Here is a 15,907-nt window from a genome sequence, read left to right as displayed (position 1 = left end):
GCCACCCCACCTCACCACGTACATGACGAACCTCCCCGACTGATGGACCAAGCAACCCACAACAAGATCGTTTCCTTCATCTGGGGCATCGCCGACGATGTCCTGCGCGACCTCTTCAAGCGGGGCAAGTACCCGGACGTGATTCTGCCGATGTGCGTCATCCGGCGGATGGATGCGGTGCTCGAGCCGACGAAGCAGCAGGTACTCGGTACCCGCAAGATGCTCGACGACGCCGGCATCACCGAGCAGCGGGCGGCGCTTTGTGCGGCGGCGGGGCAGGCGTTCTACAACACGTCGAGGTTTACGCTGCGCGACCTCAAGTCGCGCGGCAGCCAGCAGCAGTTGCTGGCCGACTTCGAGGACTACCTGGACGGCTTTTCGCCGAACGTTCAGGACATCCTCGACAACTTCAAATTCCGCAACCAGTTGCAGACGCTGTCGAAGGCTGATGCCATCGGCACGCTGATCAACAAGTTTCTCGACCCCGACATCGATCTTTCGCCGGCCGGCATCGACAACCACTCGATGGGCACGGTGTTCGAGGAGCTCGTCCGCAAGTTCAACGAAGAGAACAACGAAGAGGCGGGCGAGCACTGGACGCCGCGCGACGCGGTGCGCCTGATGGCCAACCTGGTGTTCCTGCCGATCGAGGCCGACATCCGCTCGGGCACCTATCTGCTTTATGACTGCGCCTGCGGCACCGGCGGCATGCTCACCGTGGCCGAAGAGACGCTGACCGCCATCGGCGACCGGCGCGGCCAGCAGGTCAGAAGTCTGCTCTACGGTCAGGAGATCAACCCGGAAACTTACGCGGTCTGCAAGGCCGACATGCTGCTGAAGGGCGAGGGCGATAGCGCGGACCACATCGTGGGTGGCGCGGAATGGTCCACGCTGGCGCACGACGCTTTTCCCGCGCAGGAATTCGACTTCATGATCGCCAACCCGCCTTACGGGAAGAGCTGGAAGAAGGACCTGGAGGCGATGGGCGGCAAGGACGGCATGCGCGACCCGCGCTTCAAGGTGATGCACGCGGGCGAGGAACTGTCGCTGGTCACGCGCTCAAGCGACGGGCAGATGCTCTTCCTGGCCAACATGGCTTCGAAGATGAACGGGAAGTCGGCGCTGGGCAGCCGCATCGCCGAGGTGCATAACGGCTCGTCGCTATTCACCGGCGATGCGGGGCAGGGCGAGAGCAATATCCGCCGCTGGCTGATCGAAAACGACTGGCTCGAAGCCATCGTCGCGCTGCCGCTCAACCTCTTCTACAACACCGGCATCGCCACGTACGTGTGGGTGCTGTCGAACCGAAAGCCCGCGCACCGCACAGGGCAGGTGCAGCTCATCGACGCCAGCCAGTGGTTCAAGCCGCTGCGCAAGAACCTCGGCAAGAAGAACTGCGAACTGTCGCCCGACGACATCGACCGCATCAGCCGCACCTTCCTCGATTTCAAGGAGACCCCGGAATCGAAGATCTTCCCCAACGCGGCCTTCGGCTACTGGAAGGTGACGGTCGAGCGCCCGCTGCGCCTGCACAGCCAGCTCACGCTCAAGGCCATCGACACGTTGCGGTTCACGTCCGGCGACGAAGACATCCGCGCGGCGCTGGTCGATGAGTTCGGCGACGACCTGTTCTCCGGGTTTGCCAATGTGTCGGCCTCCCTGGAGCAGCGCCTGGCCGACTGGGGTAATGATGAGGACGAGGGCGACGATGAGGACGGCGGCGCGAAGAAGGGCCTGCCCGAGAAGAAGCGCAAGAAGCTGCTCGACCCGAAGACATGGGAGCGCGACGGCCGCCTGGTCGAAGTCGCCAACATGCTGCGAGCGTCACTGGGTGAAGCGTTGTTCGAAGACCACAACCTGTTCCGCGACCGCATCGACGCCGCGCTCAAGCAGGCCGGTATCAAGCTCGCCGCTGCCGATCTGAAGCAGATTCTGAAGGCCGTGAGCTGGCGCGTCGACACCGCGGCGCCCGTCATCGCCAGGGTGCACAAGCCGGGCAAGGTCAAGGCCGACCCGCTGCGCGGCCTGTTCGAGGCCACCGTCGATGGCAAGCCCGCCGTCGTCGAATACGAGCCGGATTCCGACCTGCGCGACACCGAACAGGTGCCGCTGCTGGAAGAGGGCGGCATCGAAGCCTTCATCCGCCGCGAGGTGCTGCCCTACACGCCCGACGCCTGGATCAAGGAAGACGCCACCCGGATCGGCTACGAAATCAGCTTCACGCGCCACTTCTACAAGCCGCAGCCCCTGCGTACGCTGGAAGAGATCAGCGCCGACATCCTCGCCATCGAGAAAGAGGCGGAGGGCTTGCTTGATGGGTTGCTGAAGGTGAATGCCGAAGCATGAAAAACACCTCCGCCGGACAAGGCAATTCGGCACGCTCGAAGGCCACGGTGGAGGCGCCGGTCGAGCGCGCCTTCGACGAGATCGTCGAGTTGATCCGGGCCGCTCGCCAGCAGGCCGCGCGGGCGGTGAACACCGGGTTGATCGAACTCTACTGGCGCATCGGTGACTATCTACACCGGAAGATCGAGGCCGACGGCTGGGCCAAGGGCACGGTCGTGCAACTGGCTGCCTGGATCGCGCAGCGCGAGCCTGGCCTGCGCGGTTTCTCGCCGCAGAATCTCTGGCGCATGCGGCAGTTCTTCGTCGCCTACCGGGACGATGCAGAACTCTCACCGCTGTTGAGAGACTTGCCCTGGTCTTCCCATCTGCACATCCTCAGCCGCTCGAAGAGATCCGAGGAGCGCGAGTTCTACCTGCGGATGGCGACGCAGAATCGTTGGTCGGTCCGAGAAGTGGCGCGACAGCTCGATGCTGCCCTCTTCGAGAGGGCGGTACTGAGTCCTCCAAAACTCTCAACAGCGTTGAGAGAATTGCATCCTGCGGCCGCCAGCCATTTCAAGGACGTCTACCTCCTCGAGTTCCTGGCCCTGCCCGGCGAGCATTCCGAAGCTGACCTGCACCAATCGCTGTTGCGGAATCTTGGACGCTTCCTGACCGAACTGGGGCGCGACTTCTGCTACGTCGGCTCCGAATACCCGGTGCAAGTCGGCGGCCAGGACTTCGCGCTCGATTTGTTGTTCTTCCACCGCGGCCTCAACTGTCTCCTGGCGATTGAATTGAAGGTCACCGCCTTTCAGCCCGAGCACCTCGGCAAGCTCAACTTCTACCTCGAGGCCCTCGACCGCGACGCGCGCAAGCCGCACGAGAACCCGGCGATCGGATTGCTGCTGTGCGCCTCGAAGGACAACGAGGTGGTGGAATACGCCCTCAGTCGATCGCTCTCGCCGGCCTTGATCGCCGAGTACCAGACCCAACTGCCCGACAAGAAACTGCTCGCGGCCAAGCTGCACGAGTTCTACGCCCTCAACGCGCCGGAGCAGGCCAGGGCCAAGCCTGCGAGCAAGTCAGCGAAGCGGACGAAGATGCGCAAGAACGATGGAGCGGCAAAGTGAGAGAAATTCTCGGCAAGGCCAAGACAGTTCGCGAACTGCTCAAGGGAGTGAAGTACTCCATCGACTACTACCAGCGCGAATACAAGTGGCACGAGAAGCAGATCCGCGAACTCGTGGACGACCTGAGCGACAAGTTTCTGGAGGAGTATCAGCCTGCGCACCCGCGCAGCAAGGTCGCCGACTATCCCCACTACTTTCTCGGCTCCATCATCATCAGCAAGAAGGAAAGCGTCGGCTACATTGTGGACGGGCAGCAGCGGCTTACCAGTCTCACGCTGCTGCTGATCCTCCTCCGCAACCTGCAAAAGGACCAGACGAAGCAGGTGAATGTGGACGAGCTGATCTTCTCCGAGAAGTTCGACCAGAAGTCCTTCAACCTCCATGTCGATGAGCGCACCCAGGCAATGGAGGCGCTCTACGACGGTCAGCCTTTCGACGTCACCGATCGCCCCGAGTCGGTACAGAATCTCGTGCAGCGCTACCGCGACCTCGAAACCTGCTTCCCCGAGGAACTGCGCGAAGCAGCACTGCCTTACTTCATCGACTGGCTGCTGGAGAACGTCCACCTCGTCGAGATAACCGCGTACTCAGACGACGACGCCTACACGATCTTCGAGACCATGAACGACCGCGGGCTCTCGCTCAGCCCCACGGACATGCTCAAAGGCTACCTGCTCGCCAACATCGACGAGGCCAAGCGCACCAGCGCCAACACTCGCTGGCGCGACCGCATCCGCGAACTCAACGGTGCGGGCAAGGAAGTGGAATCCGATTGCTTCAAGGCGTGGTTCCGCAGTCAGCACGCCACCAAGATCCGCGAGCGCAAGAAAGGCGCAAAGCCCGAGGACTTCGACCGCATCGGCACCGAGTTTCACCGCTGGCTGCGCGACGCCGCCGACACTGTGGGCCTCAAGCAGAGCGACGACTTCTACCGCTTCATCGACCGCGACTTCGACTTCTACAGCCGGCAATACCTGCGGCTCATCGAGGCTGCGCAGGAGCCCGTGCCCGGCCTGGAGCACGTGCTCTACAACGCTCAGCAGGGCTTCACCTTGCAATATATGCTCCTGCTCGCGCCGCTACGTCCCGACGACAGCGAGCCGGTGGTCGTCCGCAAGGTCGGCCTCGTGGCGCAGTATCTCGACATCCTGCTCACGTGGCGGCTGTGGAACTTCCGCACCATCGCCTACTCGACCATGCAGTACGCCATGTTCGTGGTGATGCGTGACATTCGCGGCCTTGCGGCCGATGCCCTTGCCCACAAGCTGCACGAGTTCCTTGGCAAGGAAGGCGAGACCTTCGCCAGCAACGACCGCTTGCGGATGCACCAGCAGAACCGCTACCCCCTGCACCGCATCCTGGCCCGCCTCACCGACTATGTGGAAACGCAGTCCGGCCAACCCTCGCGCTATCTCGACTACGTGAGCGAGGGCAAAACCCGCTACGAAGTGGAGCACATCTGGGCCGACCATGCCGAACGCCACACCGCCGAGTTCGGCCATCCCGCTGACTTCGGCGAGCACCGCAACCGCATTGGCGGTCTGCTGCTTCTACCAAAGAGTTTCAACGCCAGCTACGGCGACCTCACCTACGCCGAGAAACTACCGCACTACAACACCCAGAACCTGCTGGCGCGCTCGTTGCACGCTCAGTGCTATGACCGCAACCCAGGCTTCCTCCGCTTCATGGAGCAGAGCGGCCTTCCGTTCGTGGCGCGGGCCGAATTCAACAAAGCCGACCTCGAAAGCCGCAGTCAGCTCTACCGGCAGATCGCCGAGCGCATCTGGAACCCCGCTGACCTGTTGACGGGAGGCCAGCCATGATCGCCGACCTCAAGCCGTATGCGGAGTACAAGGAGTCGGGGCTGTTGTGGCTCGGGCAGGTGCCGGGGCATTGGGTGACCAAGCGTGGCAAATCCTACTTGGCCACCATCGACGAACGGTCAAAGACCGGCAGAGAGGAGCTTCTCACCGTTAGCTCCGCTCGCGGAGTGGTGCCTCGCAGCAGCGCCAATGTGACGATGTTCAAGGCGGAGTCCTACGCTGGTCACAAGTTGTGCTGGCCTGGCGACTTAGTCATCAACATTCTCTGGGCGTGGGGCGGCGGATTGGGCGTGTCACAGCATCATGGAATCATCAGCACCGCTTACAGCGTCTATCGGAGCCGTCCTTCAGCGCAGATCAATCCCCGGTTTCTGCACGAGTTGGTCCGTTCGTCAGCGATCCACTGGGAGCTACAGGTCAGGTCGAAGGGCGTCTGGATTTCCCGACTACAGCTGACCGACACAGCGTTTCTTGACGCACCAATCCCGCTTCCCCCACCCGACGAGCAGGTGGCGATTGTGCGGTTTCTGGACTGGGCGAACGGGCGGCTGGAACGAGCGATCCGGGGGAAGCGGAAGGTGATTGCGCTGCTTAACGAACAGAAGCAGGCCATCATCCACCGCGCCGTCACCCGCGGCCTCGACCCCTCCGTCCCCCTCAAACCCTCCGGCATCCCCTGGCTCGGCGATATTCCTGAGCACTGGGAATTGGCCCATGGTGTGGCCGTCGGCCGGCACTTCGGTAAGCGTGCCCGCGTCGAGCACGGTCATGCCTTCCTGCATCGGGTAGCGCGCGCCCTGACGGCCGTTGAGGCGGATCTGTTCGGACAGGTTTTCCTGCACTCCGGCCGGGCCGTAGGTTTCGGTCAGACCATAGACGTGGGTGATGCCGAAGCCGATGCGTGCCATGCCTTCGATCAGCGCCGCCGGGGGCGCTGCGCCGGCGACCGAAGTCGGAGAACAGGAAGTTACTTGTTCAAGTCGACGGGCGAGGGGTGGCAGTCGCCCATGACGGCGTGCTTCGCCAGTATGTCGAGAGCCATTCGCGCCCGCCGCAGAAGTGAAGCCCGGCTGATGTATCGGAAGGCTTCTGGTCAGTGGTATCCGGGACACCTCACGGATATCGGACGCGCGACCGACAGCCCCGGCCTCACCCTGAAAAGCGCCTTGCCCGACCCCTGCCGCGCCCCGAAGGACGCCAGCAGGCCCGCGCGTCAATCCGCGATGCGGTAGCCCGCGTGGCAGGCGACGCAGTTCTGCAGGTTCGCTGCCAGCAGCTGATTCACGGCATCCTTGTCGCCCATCGTCGTGGCGATGTCGGCGATTTCGTCGAAGCCGGCGTGGGTGGTGCGGCCCAGCGGCAGGAAGGCGGGCGGTGCCTTCCTGCGGATGTCCTGCACCATGGAATTGGGGTTGGCGAAGTCGTCCTTGTGCGCCTTCAGGCCGACGCTGGAGGCGGCCTCGGCGACGGCTTTCATGTCGTTGGCCTGACTGGCGGCGAGAATGCGCTGGGTCGCCGCGAGGAATTCGCGCATTTCGGCCAGCAGGAAGGCGCGTTCGGCGGCGTTCAGCGGAATGGGGTGGCGCGCGTCGATGGCGTCGGCGGGCGCGTGGCGGGCGTCGTGTGCGGCCGAGGGCAGGGCGACGGTCACGAACAGGGCGGCTGCGGCACAGCAGAAGGTGGTGAAGCCGAGGCGTCGGAGTGTTTTCATGATGGATGTGTCGATGGGGTGATGGAGTGAAGGATGGCGGGCCGCCGGCACGGCCGCCCGCACGCAGGATCAGAAACTGCCGCGCCAGCTCACCTGCAGCGAACGGCCCACGGCGCGCAGTTCCTGTCCGGACAGGCCGTCGGCGAGGTGTTCGTGATAGGTCTTGTCGGCGAGGTTGCGCACGGCCACGCGCAGGCTTTGCGAGCGCTCGAGCGGGATGGTGAAACCGGCGTCCGCGGTGACGAAGCCCGCGGTTTCATCTTCCGCGCCGCGCGTGAAGACGGTGGCCACGCGGTCCTGGCGGTCGACCAGGCGCAGCGTGAAGTCGGCCCGCACGGCATCGAGCACCTTGCCGGTCCAGCCCAGCGACAGCTCGTCGGCCGGCATCTGGAACAGCGGTTCGTCGAGGTCGTCGTTGTCGCCGCGCAGCGCTGAATACGCCGCGCTCAGCCAGTGACCGCGCGCGATCTGCCAGCGCAGCGATGCTTCGATGCCGCGTATCGTCGCCGAACCGAGATTCACGTTCTTCTTGCAGTTCGCTGCATTGGGGCCACCGCAGGCGGCGATCGCTTCGGCACCGCTCAGGATGCGGCCGGTCAGGTAGTTGTCGATGCGGTTGTGATAGGCCGACAGGCTGTAGGCGAAATCGTCGCTGCTGCCCTTGATGCCCAGTTCGAACTGGTCGGCCTTTTCCGCTTCGACCTCCGGGCTGCCGGCGTAGAAGTAACCGTCGCCGCGCAGGCCGGATTCGTAGCGCTCTCGCATGCCCGGCGCGCGAAACGCGCGGGCATAGCTGGCGTAGGGACGCAGCAGCGGCGTGATGCGGTAGATCGCGCCCAGGCTGCCCGAAAGTGCGCTGTCCGCGCCGGCCAGCCCGGTCGTGCGTGCGCCGTTGCTCATGCTGTCAGCGTCGGACGTGACCTTGTCATGGCGCAGGCCGGCCAGCACGTTCAGCGCACCGAAACGCATGTCGTCCTGCACATAGGCGCCGATGGCGCGTACGCGTGCATCATCGAAGGGTGCGTTCTCCGCGAAGGTCGCGAAGGCCGGCGCTGCCGCCATCTGCCGGTTCGGGTCGGCGCGCATTTCCCAGGCATTCACGCCGGCCGACAACAGATGTTGCGGATGGACCAGCCAGTCGCCGCGGGCGTCGAAGCCGTCGGTTTCGAAGTCCACGCGGGTGGTGACGATGTCGCGCCCGAGCCAGTTGGCGTAGGCGAAGATCTGCCGCTGCATGTTCTGGCGGTAGAGGCGCACATCAAGGTTGAGCGGGCGGTCGCCGCCGGCCTGCAGGCTGTAGCCCAGTTCGAACAGGCTGCGTTCCTGCCCGGGTGAGCGCACCGTGGTGCTGCGGCTGGCGGGATTGCTCGGGTGCGGCCGGGTCGAACCCGGGTACCACACGTCTTCGTCGCGATGCAGCTGGGCCGATACGCGCAATTGCTGTTCGCCGTCGATGCGGAAGCGGTACTGGCCGATCAGCGCATCGGAATCGTAGCCGGTGCGCGCGGCCTTGCCGTCCGGCGTGTCGTAGTCGCCGATGCGGGCTGTCGACACGCCGATCATCAGCGCGTGATCGCCATGGCCGATATTCGTGACCGCGGTGCCGCGCAGGCCTTCGCTGGCGCTGTCGAAGCGGGCGCCGGCATCGATGCGCGCGCCATCGACAAACTTCGCCTGCGGCAACAGCACATTGATGGCGCCGCCCAGTGCACCGGTTCCGTAGAGCACCGATGCGCCGCCGCGCACCACTTCGACCATTTCCGCCAGGCCGAGCGACATGAACGAGGCGATGGCGCCGGCCGGCTGCGCGGAATTGAAGCGCATGCCATCGACCAGCAGCACGATGCTGTCGCGACCAAGCCCGCGGATCACCGGGTTCTGTCCCTGGGCGCTGTCCGAGGCGACGGCAATGCCCGGCTCGCCGCGCAGCGCTTCGCCCACGTTTGCGCTGCCGCGCCGGTCGAGTTCGGTGCGATCGAGCGCCGTCGTGGCGATCGGTGTTTCGTTGTCGGACATGGCGTAACCCGTAGCGGTCACGGTGACGGACGGAAGGATCTTGTCGGCGTCCGCGGCCTGTGCGGCGGGAAAGGCGCACAGCAATGCGATCGCGATAGGGGGTGCGGCAGCGCGCAGGGGCGGGTGCAGGGGCATGACAGTCTCCGTAAGGGGCTGGCTGGCATGCGCTGGCTCGCCTGATCAATAGATCTATACAAAAGTAAGCTTATGAGAATGATTTGCGTTTGATGTTGATCAAGGTTAGCTGAATGGCGCGCCGACGCTGTCGTCAGCATCCCGGACGCCTTCACCCGCTGACGCCAGCCCGCCCACACCCGTCGCGCTCGTAAGGCGCGGGTGAGTGGTGGATGTCCGCTTCCGATTCCGCGCAAAGCAGGCTCGGAGCCGGGCGAAGTCGAACGAAAATTCGGGGGTGATGCGAGATGGACAGCTGATACACGGTGCCGTTGGCTCCCGGATCTGTTCATCTACATGCCTGAAGTTCACTTGATTCTCAACGAGGGCCGGACCATCATGATCATGATGGTCATAGCAATGGAGGGGGCGTGATTACCGAAACGAGTGCAGTGAGTTTTCGGCAGAATCTGGGCGAGATGCTCAATCAGGTGCAGTACCGCCACGACAGCATCGTGATCAACAAGGACGGCAAGCCCGTGGCAGCGCTGGTCGACGCCCGCCTGTTCGAGCGCATCCGCCGTATGCAGAGCCGCTTCGACGCACTGTGCCAGCGCATCGAGGGCGGCTTTGCCGGCGTGCCGGAAGCGGAAGGGATGGCCGAGATCGACGCCGCCATCGCGCAAGACCGGGTGCAGGCAGGTTCTTCGGCCACCCGGCGCTGAGACCTCGTGGCAACGCTGCGGGTCGTGCTCGACACCAACGTGCTGCTGTCGGGCATTGCGTATCCGGGCAGCCTGCCGGGCAAGATACTGGCCGCGTGGCGCCACGGTTCGGTGGACGTGGTGCTCTCTATATACATACTGGAAGAATTGCGGCGCGTGCTGCCACGCCTCGAGCATCGCCATGGCCTGACGGCGACGGAGATCGACGACCTCGTCGATGTGCTTTCGATCCAGGCCGAAGTCATCGAACCGCTGCCAAGTCTCGAACCGGACCTTCGCTATGGGAACGACCAGCCGGTACTGGCCACCCTGCTCGCCGCGCTGAATACCTCGGGCGCTCACTACCTTGTGACGGGCGACAAAGACCTGCTCGCGTTGGCGGATCGTTATGCCATTGTGACGCCGGCCGCTTTCTGGTCGGCCCATGGCGGGCTGTGAGCGCCGGGTAAGGCGACGGTCGACGCGCTGTTGCAGGACATCGGCCGCGACCCGCAACGCGTGCCGCAGATACTCGCCAGCATCCTGCGCCACCTTGCCCGATGAGGCGAGGCACGGATGCGGAGCAGCCTTCGCACAGATGTTTCGATAGGCCAGGTTCGCTGCGGCGCGGCGGGCGAGCGCCATCGGTTAGCCGGCTGGAGTTCCCTCCCCCGACGGGCAGGCCTGCCGACGGTCGCTAACCGGCCATGTTCCGCATGTGGTCGGCCAGGTCAGCCAGCGCGCCGTAAAGCTGCGCGTTGGAATCGTCCGGCGGCAGCACTTCTTCCATCGCCATGCGCATGCACATGAGCCACTGGTCGCGTTCCGCCTCGCCGATCGTGAAGGGCAGATGGCGCGCGCGCAGGCGCGGGTGGCCGTAGGCTTCGATGTACAGCTGCGGGCCGCCGAGCCAGCCGGACAGATACATGTAGAGCTTTTCGGCTGAGCCGGACAGGTCGGCCGGATGCAGCTTGCGGATGCCGTAGGCCTCGGGCAGCGTGTCCATCAGCTCGTAGAAGCGATCGACCAGCGTGCGCACGGCGGGGGCGCCACCGATGTGGTCGTAGAAGGTGGTGCTGGCGGGTTGGGTCTGTGTCATGGGGTGGTGAGCGTGTTCAGTCGGCTACCGGTGGTGGCCTCAAAGCGTGATTTTATATCGCTCCGGCCTGCCGGACTTTGGGCATCGCGCGGTCGTTTTTCGCGCGGCGGCCCGAGCGGGCGGCATAGAATCTGCCCCGGCGCACTCCCATCCACCGGAAGGATTTCAATGAAAACGCTGCTTTTCTACGACAGTGTGGTCGTTCTGAACCGCGACACCCACCGTGACCTTCACCTGAAGCCGCAGGACAACCTGCGTTTCGCCGCGAGCACCAACTGCGTGCCGCTGGCGCTGGTCGAGTTCGGCGATGTGGCGCGCGAGTACCCGATCGTGTTCGCACGGCTGCCGGGCGGTCTGGTACCGGTGGCGCTGCTCGGTCTGCGCGACGCGGAAAACCTCTATCTGAACGACGAAGGCAAGTGGGACGCACGCTACGTGCCCGCCTTCGTGCGCCGCTACCCTTTCGTCGCGGTGCAGGACAACACGGCCCCCGACAAGCTGCTGGTGTGCATGGACGAACAGTTTCCGGGCTTCAACAAGGAAGAGGGCGAACGACTGTTTGACGAGAACGGCGCCGAAACGCCCTTCCTGAAGAATGCGCTGGCGTTCGTGCAGGGTTACCAGAACGAGGCGCAGCGCACGGCGGAGTTCTGCCGCGAGGTCGAACAGCTTGGCCTGCTGAACGAAATGAGCGCGATGGCCGAACTGAAGGACGGTCGCAAGTTCCGCCTCGATGGGCTGTGGGTGATCGACGAAGCGAAGCTGCAATCACTGTCGGCGGCGGCGGCGGTCGATCTGTTCCGCCGCGGCTGGATGGGTCTGGTCTATGCGCAACTGCTGTCGCTCGGCCATCTGCGCGTGCTGCTGGACCGCACGGCGCAGCGCGGCGGTGACGCACCGGCCGCAGCGGCCGATGATGCGACTGTCACGGCGACCGAATCAGGCAGCGTTCACTGATTCTGCCGGTCACGGCTGGCTGCTGCCGGTGGGGTCAGCGGCAGTTGCAGGCGGGCGATCAGCCCGCCGCCCTCGCGCTGCAGCAGTTCGAACCGGCCGCCGTGCGCACGCAAGGTGCGCTCGACGATGGCCAGACCCAGTCCGGCGCCGCTCTGTCCGGTGCGCGAATTGTCCAGTCGCGTGAAGGGCCGCTTCAGACGGTCGATCTGCTCGGGCGGTATGCCCGGGCCGCGGTCGCTCACGTCGATGCAGGCGACCGGTCCGTCCACCACGCATGACAGTTCGATAGGCTTGTCTTCACCGGCGTGACGCAGCGCGTTGTCGATCAGATTGTTCAGGCAACGGCGGATGGCGAGCGGGCGAAAGCGCAAGGCCGGCACCGGATCGAGCCGCGCTGCGCTGACCGCGAAGCCGTGCCGGGTGTAGGCCTGGGCCGCTTCCAGCACGAGGCTGGCCAGATCGCCTTCGACCGGTTCTTCGCCGGTGGTCATGCGGGCGAAGTCGAGAAACTGGCCGATGATCTTGTCCATGTCATCGATGTCGGCGCTCATGTCGCGCACCGTGTCCGGGTCAAGCCCGGCCATTTCCATGTCGAGCCGCAGTCGGGTCAGCGGCGTGCGCAGGTCGTGCGAAATGCCGGCCAGAATGAGCGCGCGCTCGTCTTCCATGCGCGCCAGATCGTCGGCCATCTGGTTGAACGCATGCGCCACTTCGGCCAGTTCCTCGGCGCCGTGTTCGGGCAGCGGAGCGGGGCGCTCGCCGCGACCGATCGCGCGGGCCGCGCGCTTCATCGCCGACAGCGGCCGGGTCACCCGGCGCACGATCAGGAAGGCGCCCCCGAGCGCGAGCAGCAGCGCGGCGGTGCCCCAGCCGACCACTTCGAGCGCCAGCGGGCGCTCGATGCGGTTGCGCGGCAGCATGAGCCAGTAATCGTCGAGGCCTTCGCCGTCGGAGATGCTGAAGCTGACAAACAGTCCGGTCTGGATGCCGCGCGATACGACAATGCGGGTGCGCGGGTCGAGCCGCTTGCGCAGTTCGTCCTCGATGGCAGCCAGGGAGCGGTCGCCGGGGATCGGGTCGAAACCCGGAATGTCGCCGTCGAGATAGATGCGCAGGCCTTCGCGCATCGACAGGTCGGTCAACAGTTCGACGCGTCGCTGCGGGTCGGCGCTGACCAGCGAAGCACGGGTGAGGTTGATGACGCTGATGATGATCTGCGCCGCCTGCTGCGCACGTGGCGCGCGCTCCAGCCAGGCGTAGATGCCCGACCACGCGAGTACCGAGGCGGTCAGCAGGCCGGCCAGCAGCAGGAAAGTGCGCGCCAGCAATGTGCGCGGCAGCAGCGGAAATCGGCGCAGCGGCGCGCGCAGGGCCTGACTGGTCAGCCGGGCGAACCTGCCGCGGCGACGCGTGCGCCTTACCACGGGTAAAACGCCGGCGCGCAGCCGGTCGAAGTGTGACCGGCTGCCGCAGGGGCGTGATCAGGCATGCCGTGTACCGTCAGGTACGAATACGTAGCCGAAGCCCCACACGGTCTGCAGGTAGCGCGGCTTGGCGGGGTCGTCTTCGACGAGCTTGCGCAGGCGCGACATCTGGACGTCGATCGAGCGATCGAAAGCGTCATACTCGCGGCCGCGCGCCAGTTCCATCAGCTTGTCGCGCGACAGCGGCACGCGCGGCGATTCGAGCAGCACCTTGAGCAGCGAAAACTCGCCGGTCGTGAGCACCTGCTCCTGCTCATCGCGGGTCAGCGTGCGCGCGGCGAGATTGACCTCGACCTGGCCGAAGTGCACCACGCGTTCGTCGAGCGCCGGCGCGCCGGGCGGGGGCTTCGGTGCCTGCCGGCGCAGCACTGCATTGATGCGGGCGACCAGCTCGCGCGGGTTGAAGGGCTTGGGCAAGTAGTCGTCGGCCCCCATTTCGAGACCGACGATGCGGTCGACCTCGTCGCCCTTGGCGGTCAGCATGACCACCGGGATCGTGTTGTCCTGGGCACGCAGCCGGCGGCAGATGGCGAGGCCGTCTTCGCCGGGCAGCATCAGGTCGAGCACCATGAGGTCGTACAGTTCGCGCGCCAGCGCGCGGTCCATCTGCGTGCTGTCGGCCACGGCCTTGACCGCGAACCCCTGTTCTCCGAGGTAGCGCTCGAGCAGGGCGCGCAGACGGGCGTCGTCGTCGACGATGAGGACCTTGCGTTTTTTTTCTTCCATGGCGTGATGCTACCCGAGCGGGTCTGCAGTATTCAATCTGCCGGTGAGCGCATGTAAGCGGCACCGCAGGCGTTAACGTGCGCTTACAAACCGTGGCGGTCTGCTCACATCCGGCTAACAGCGGATGTCCAGGCTTCGTCCATCAACCAGTCAAGGCGGGAAACGCCACAGGGAGGCAGTGATGAAAGGGTTCGGAGTGATGGTTGGCGCGTGTCTCTGCAGCGCATCGTTTACCGCGTCGGCGGCCAGTGCGATGTTGCCCCTGGTGCAGGCGGGTGGTGCGGCGAAAGTCGAAGTGCAGACACCCTTTGAACCCATTCCGGCCCGCTCATCGGATACCCTGAAGCGGGATGGGGCAGGTACAGCATCGTCGGATGTGGCGCAGGGCAAGGATCAGGCGGCACATCTGGCTCGGCAGTACGCACTTCACCGCGCCAGTCTCTACCTCTACAATCCGGGTCGCATCGGGCCAATGGCGCGAGCGCCGGGCGGTGCCGCAGTTGAACAGTAGCGACGGCAAGGAGCTAACAAGAATGATGGGTGCAGACCTGAGCAGCGTACGACGGCGGCGTGCCGTGCTGTGCTCCTGTATGGGCGCGGCGGTCATTGTTTCGACGACGTTCGAGGCCGCTGGGGGCGAACCGGTCGGACGTCGCGATTTCGTCGGCGGCCAGTACATGGAACGCATCATGCCCGCCAGCGGTGAGCTGCCGCCGATGCGCCGTTTCGACGGCGAGGATCCGACAGCGGCCCGCCGTGCCAATTACGGTGACCAGCGCGGCCCCGGGCTGACGCCGGAAGAGCGGCGGCAGCTGCGGCGCGATATCCGTGACGCATCGCGCGAGCTCTACCGCGACAAGCCGGACCGTTAGCCAAATACCCCGCCTATCTCCCCGACGACCGATGGACAGACGTCATTTCCTGCAATGCGCCGCTGCAGCGCCGCTGGCCGGAGGGAGCATCGGGGCTGCCGAAGCAGCCCCCTGCGGCCGGCTGCTGATCGTGATTGATCTGGTCGGCGGCAACGACGGTCTCAATACCGTCATCCCCCTTTCCGATCCACGCTACACCGCACTCAGGCCGACCATTGCGATCGACCTAAAAAGCTGCTTGCCGCTTGATGAGCGCAACGCGCTGCATCCGGCGCTGCAGCCCCTGATGCCGCTGTGGTCGGCCGGCGAACTGACGGTCGTGCATGGCGTGGGCAGCGCCGAGGCGAGCCTGTCGCACCACCGTGCGGCCGAGCTCATGCAGGCTGCCTTGCCCGACTTTCCGTCGGCGGACGCCGCTGAGAATTTTCCGGAATCTTTACTCGCCCATTTACCCGCCCAGTCCTTACTCGCGCAGGCGCTTGAGCAGATCGTGTCCGGCGCGCCGCTGCAGTCGCTGCACCTTGCACTGCACGGCTTCGATACGCACGAGCGCCAGCCCGAGGTGCATGCCCGTCTGCTGGCGCGACTCGCCGCGACGATGTCGGTGCTGCGCGCGGCGTTGCAGGCGTCGGGCCGCTGGTCCGACACGCTGTTGATGACACGCTCGGAATTCGGTCGTCGCGCGGCGGAAAACCTCAGTGCCGGAACCGATCACGGCAGCGCCGGTGTTCAGTTCATCGCCGGCGGTCGGCTGGCGGGTGGGGTGTCTGGCGCACAGCCTGATCTCGATCGGCTCGACCGACGCGGCAATCCACCGCCACAGGTCGAGACCGGCAGGCTGAATCGCGATGTTGCCGCCTGGTGGTCAGGTGCGCAGGCCCGATTTGTCCCGGCCGCGGCATTTTCGTCGACTTGAGCCGCTGGCACGTCTTGCTGTAATCCC

General features: G+C 65.1%; 15 protein-coding genes. 10 read left to right on the top strand and 5 right to left on the bottom strand.

All coding sequences use genetic code 11. From position 1 onward, the window contains the following. Positions 1–42: 42 nt before the first annotated feature. From Q8R75_RS16825 to Q8R75_RS16810, 4 genes are read left to right on the top strand one after another with little or no spacing between them, the layout of a single operon-like run. Positions 43–2,346 (top strand): class I SAM-dependent DNA methyltransferase, encoded by a 2,304-nt coding sequence (locus Q8R75_RS16825; protein ID WP_305626013.1) that lies wholly within the window; start codon positions 43–45, stop codon positions 2,344–2,346. Continuing rightward, positions 2,343–3,458: a PDDEXK nuclease domain-containing protein gene (locus Q8R75_RS16820; protein WP_305626014.1), complete on the top strand. Its 1,116-nt coding sequence runs from the start codon at positions 2,343–2,345 to the stop codon at positions 3,456–3,458. Before Q8R75_RS16825 ends, Q8R75_RS16820 begins: the two co-directional genes overlap by 4 nt. Beyond that, the gene (locus tag Q8R75_RS16815; protein WP_305626015.1) at positions 3,455–5,281 is read left to right on the top strand and encodes a DUF262 domain-containing protein; all 1,827 of its coding nucleotides are present in this window, start codon (positions 3,455–3,457) and stop codon (positions 5,279–5,281) included. The genes Q8R75_RS16820 and Q8R75_RS16815 overlap by 4 nt, the downstream gene beginning before the upstream one ends. Further along, positions 5,278–6,513: a hypothetical protein gene (locus tag Q8R75_RS16810; RefSeq protein ID WP_305626016.1), complete on the top strand. Its 1,236-nt coding sequence runs from the start codon at positions 5,278–5,280 to the stop codon at positions 6,511–6,513. The genes Q8R75_RS16815 and Q8R75_RS16810 overlap by 4 nt, the downstream gene beginning before the upstream one ends. On the opposite strand, the gene Q8R75_RS16805 is transcribed toward Q8R75_RS16810, so the two are convergent. Both Q8R75_RS16805 and Q8R75_RS16800 read right to left on the bottom strand, forming a co-directional pair. Then, a complete protein-coding gene (locus Q8R75_RS16805; RefSeq protein WP_305613878.1) occupies positions 6,495–6,992 on the bottom strand; it encodes a hypothetical protein in 498 nt (165 codons plus the stop codon). The two genes, Q8R75_RS16810 and Q8R75_RS16805, sit on opposite strands and share 19 nt — an antisense overlap. Positions 6,993–7,061: 69 nt before the next feature. Next, entirely contained in the window at positions 7,062–9,143 is a 2,082-nt protein-coding gene (locus Q8R75_RS16800; RefSeq protein ID WP_305613879.1) for a TonB-dependent receptor, read from the bottom strand. Between the two features lie 410 nt (positions 9,144–9,553). Between Q8R75_RS16800 and Q8R75_RS16795 the strand changes: the two genes are divergently transcribed. Together Q8R75_RS16795 and Q8R75_RS16790 are read left to right on the top strand one after the other, a co-directional pair. Continuing rightward, positions 9,554–9,847, top strand: a complete 294-nt coding sequence (locus Q8R75_RS16795) for a type II toxin-antitoxin system prevent-host-death family antitoxin (RefSeq protein WP_305611356.1) — start codon at positions 9,554–9,556, stop codon at positions 9,845–9,847. A gap of 6 nt (positions 9,848–9,853) precedes the next feature. Continuing rightward, a complete protein-coding gene (locus tag Q8R75_RS16790) occupies positions 9,854–10,285 on the top strand; it encodes a putative toxin-antitoxin system toxin component, PIN family (protein ID WP_305611358.1) in 432 nt (143 codons plus the stop codon). 238 nt (positions 10,286–10,523) lie between these two features. On the opposite strand, the gene Q8R75_RS16785 is transcribed toward Q8R75_RS16790, so the two are convergent. After that, entirely contained in the window at positions 10,524–10,925 is a 402-nt protein-coding gene (locus tag Q8R75_RS16785; protein ID WP_305611360.1) for a group II truncated hemoglobin, read from the bottom strand. Positions 10,926–11,093: 168 nt separating this feature from the next. Between Q8R75_RS16785 and Q8R75_RS16780 the strand changes: the two genes are divergently transcribed. Next, a complete protein-coding gene (locus tag Q8R75_RS16780; RefSeq protein WP_305626017.1) occupies positions 11,094–11,882 on the top strand; it encodes a SapC family protein in 789 nt (262 codons plus the stop codon). Here the strand turns inward: Q8R75_RS16780 and Q8R75_RS16775 are convergent. Together Q8R75_RS16775 and ompR are read right to left on the bottom strand one after the other, a co-directional pair. Further along, positions 11,876–13,306 (bottom strand): ATP-binding protein, encoded by a 1,431-nt coding sequence (locus Q8R75_RS16775; protein WP_305626018.1) that lies wholly within the window; start codon positions 13,304–13,306, stop codon positions 11,876–11,878. The two genes, Q8R75_RS16780 and Q8R75_RS16775, sit on opposite strands and share 7 nt — an antisense overlap. Positions 13,307–13,363: 57 nt before the next feature. Then, entirely contained in the window at positions 13,364–14,092 is a 729-nt protein-coding gene (ompR, locus tag Q8R75_RS16770; RefSeq protein ID WP_305612812.1) for a two-component system response regulator OmpR, read from the bottom strand. A 181-nt stretch (positions 14,093–14,273) separates the two neighbouring features. Between ompR and Q8R75_RS16765 the strand changes: the two genes are divergently transcribed. Genes Q8R75_RS16765 through Q8R75_RS16755 form a run of 3 tightly spaced genes read left to right on the top strand, consistent with a single transcriptional unit; the run spans position 14,274 to position 15,880 of the window. Continuing rightward, the gene (locus tag Q8R75_RS16765; RefSeq protein ID WP_305612813.1) at positions 14,274–14,603 is read left to right on the top strand and encodes a hypothetical protein; all 330 of its coding nucleotides are present in this window, start codon (positions 14,274–14,276) and stop codon (positions 14,601–14,603) included. Positions 14,604–14,625: 22 nt separating this feature from the next. Continuing rightward, positions 14,626–14,964 carry a hypothetical protein gene (locus Q8R75_RS16760; RefSeq protein WP_305612815.1) on the top strand — a complete coding sequence of 113 codons (339 nt, stop codon included), beginning with the start codon at positions 14,626–14,628 and terminating at the stop codon, positions 14,962–14,964. A 31-nt stretch (positions 14,965–14,995) separates the two neighbouring features. Next, the gene (locus Q8R75_RS16755; RefSeq protein WP_305612816.1) at positions 14,996–15,880 is read left to right on the top strand and encodes a DUF1501 domain-containing protein; all 885 of its coding nucleotides are present in this window, start codon (positions 14,996–14,998) and stop codon (positions 15,878–15,880) included. Positions 15,881–15,907: the final 27 nt, after the last annotated feature.

The sequence above is a fragment of the Methyloversatilis sp. genome (assembly GCF_030696805.1).
GTDB lineage: Bacteria > Pseudomonadota > Gammaproteobacteria > Burkholderiales > Rhodocyclaceae > Methyloversatilis.
This window is presented reverse-complemented; position numbering and strand designations above follow the sequence as displayed.

Excerpts from the sequence above, each read along its gene's own strand:
- Q8R75_RS16755 (WP_305612816.1), top strand. The coding sequence starts at position 14,996 with ATGGACAGACGTCATTTCCTGCAATGCGCCGCTGCAGCGCCGCTGGCC.
- Q8R75_RS16760 (WP_305612815.1), top strand. The coding sequence starts at position 14,626 with ATGATGGGTGCAGACCTGAGCAGCGTACGACGGCGGCGTGCCGTGCTG.
- Q8R75_RS16810 (WP_305626016.1), top strand. The coding sequence starts at position 5,278 with ATGATCGCCGACCTCAAGCCGTATGCGGAGTACAAGGAGTCGGGGCTG.
- Q8R75_RS16820 (WP_305626014.1), top strand. The coding sequence starts at position 2,343 with ATGAAAAACACCTCCGCCGGACAAGGCAATTCGGCACGCTCGAAGGCC.
- Q8R75_RS16780 (WP_305626017.1), top strand. The coding sequence starts at position 11,094 with ATGAAAACGCTGCTTTTCTACGACAGTGTGGTCGTTCTGAACCGCGAC.
- ompR (WP_305612812.1), bottom strand. The coding sequence starts at position 14,092 with ATGGAAGAAAAAAAACGCAAGGTCCTCATCGTCGACGACGACGCCCGT.
- Q8R75_RS16805 (WP_305613878.1), bottom strand. The coding sequence starts at position 6,992 with ATGAAAACACTCCGACGCCTCGGCTTCACCACCTTCTGCTGTGCCGCA.
- Q8R75_RS16765 (WP_305612813.1), top strand. The coding sequence starts at position 14,274 with ATGAAAGGGTTCGGAGTGATGGTTGGCGCGTGTCTCTGCAGCGCATCG.
- Q8R75_RS16785 (WP_305611360.1), bottom strand. The coding sequence starts at position 10,925 with ATGACACAGACCCAACCCGCCAGCACCACCTTCTACGACCACATCGGT.
- Q8R75_RS16825 (WP_305626013.1), top strand. The coding sequence starts at position 43 with ATGGACCAAGCAACCCACAACAAGATCGTTTCCTTCATCTGGGGCATC.
- Q8R75_RS16800 (WP_305613879.1), bottom strand. The coding sequence starts at position 9,143 with ATGCCCCTGCACCCGCCCCTGCGCGCTGCCGCACCCCCTATCGCGATC.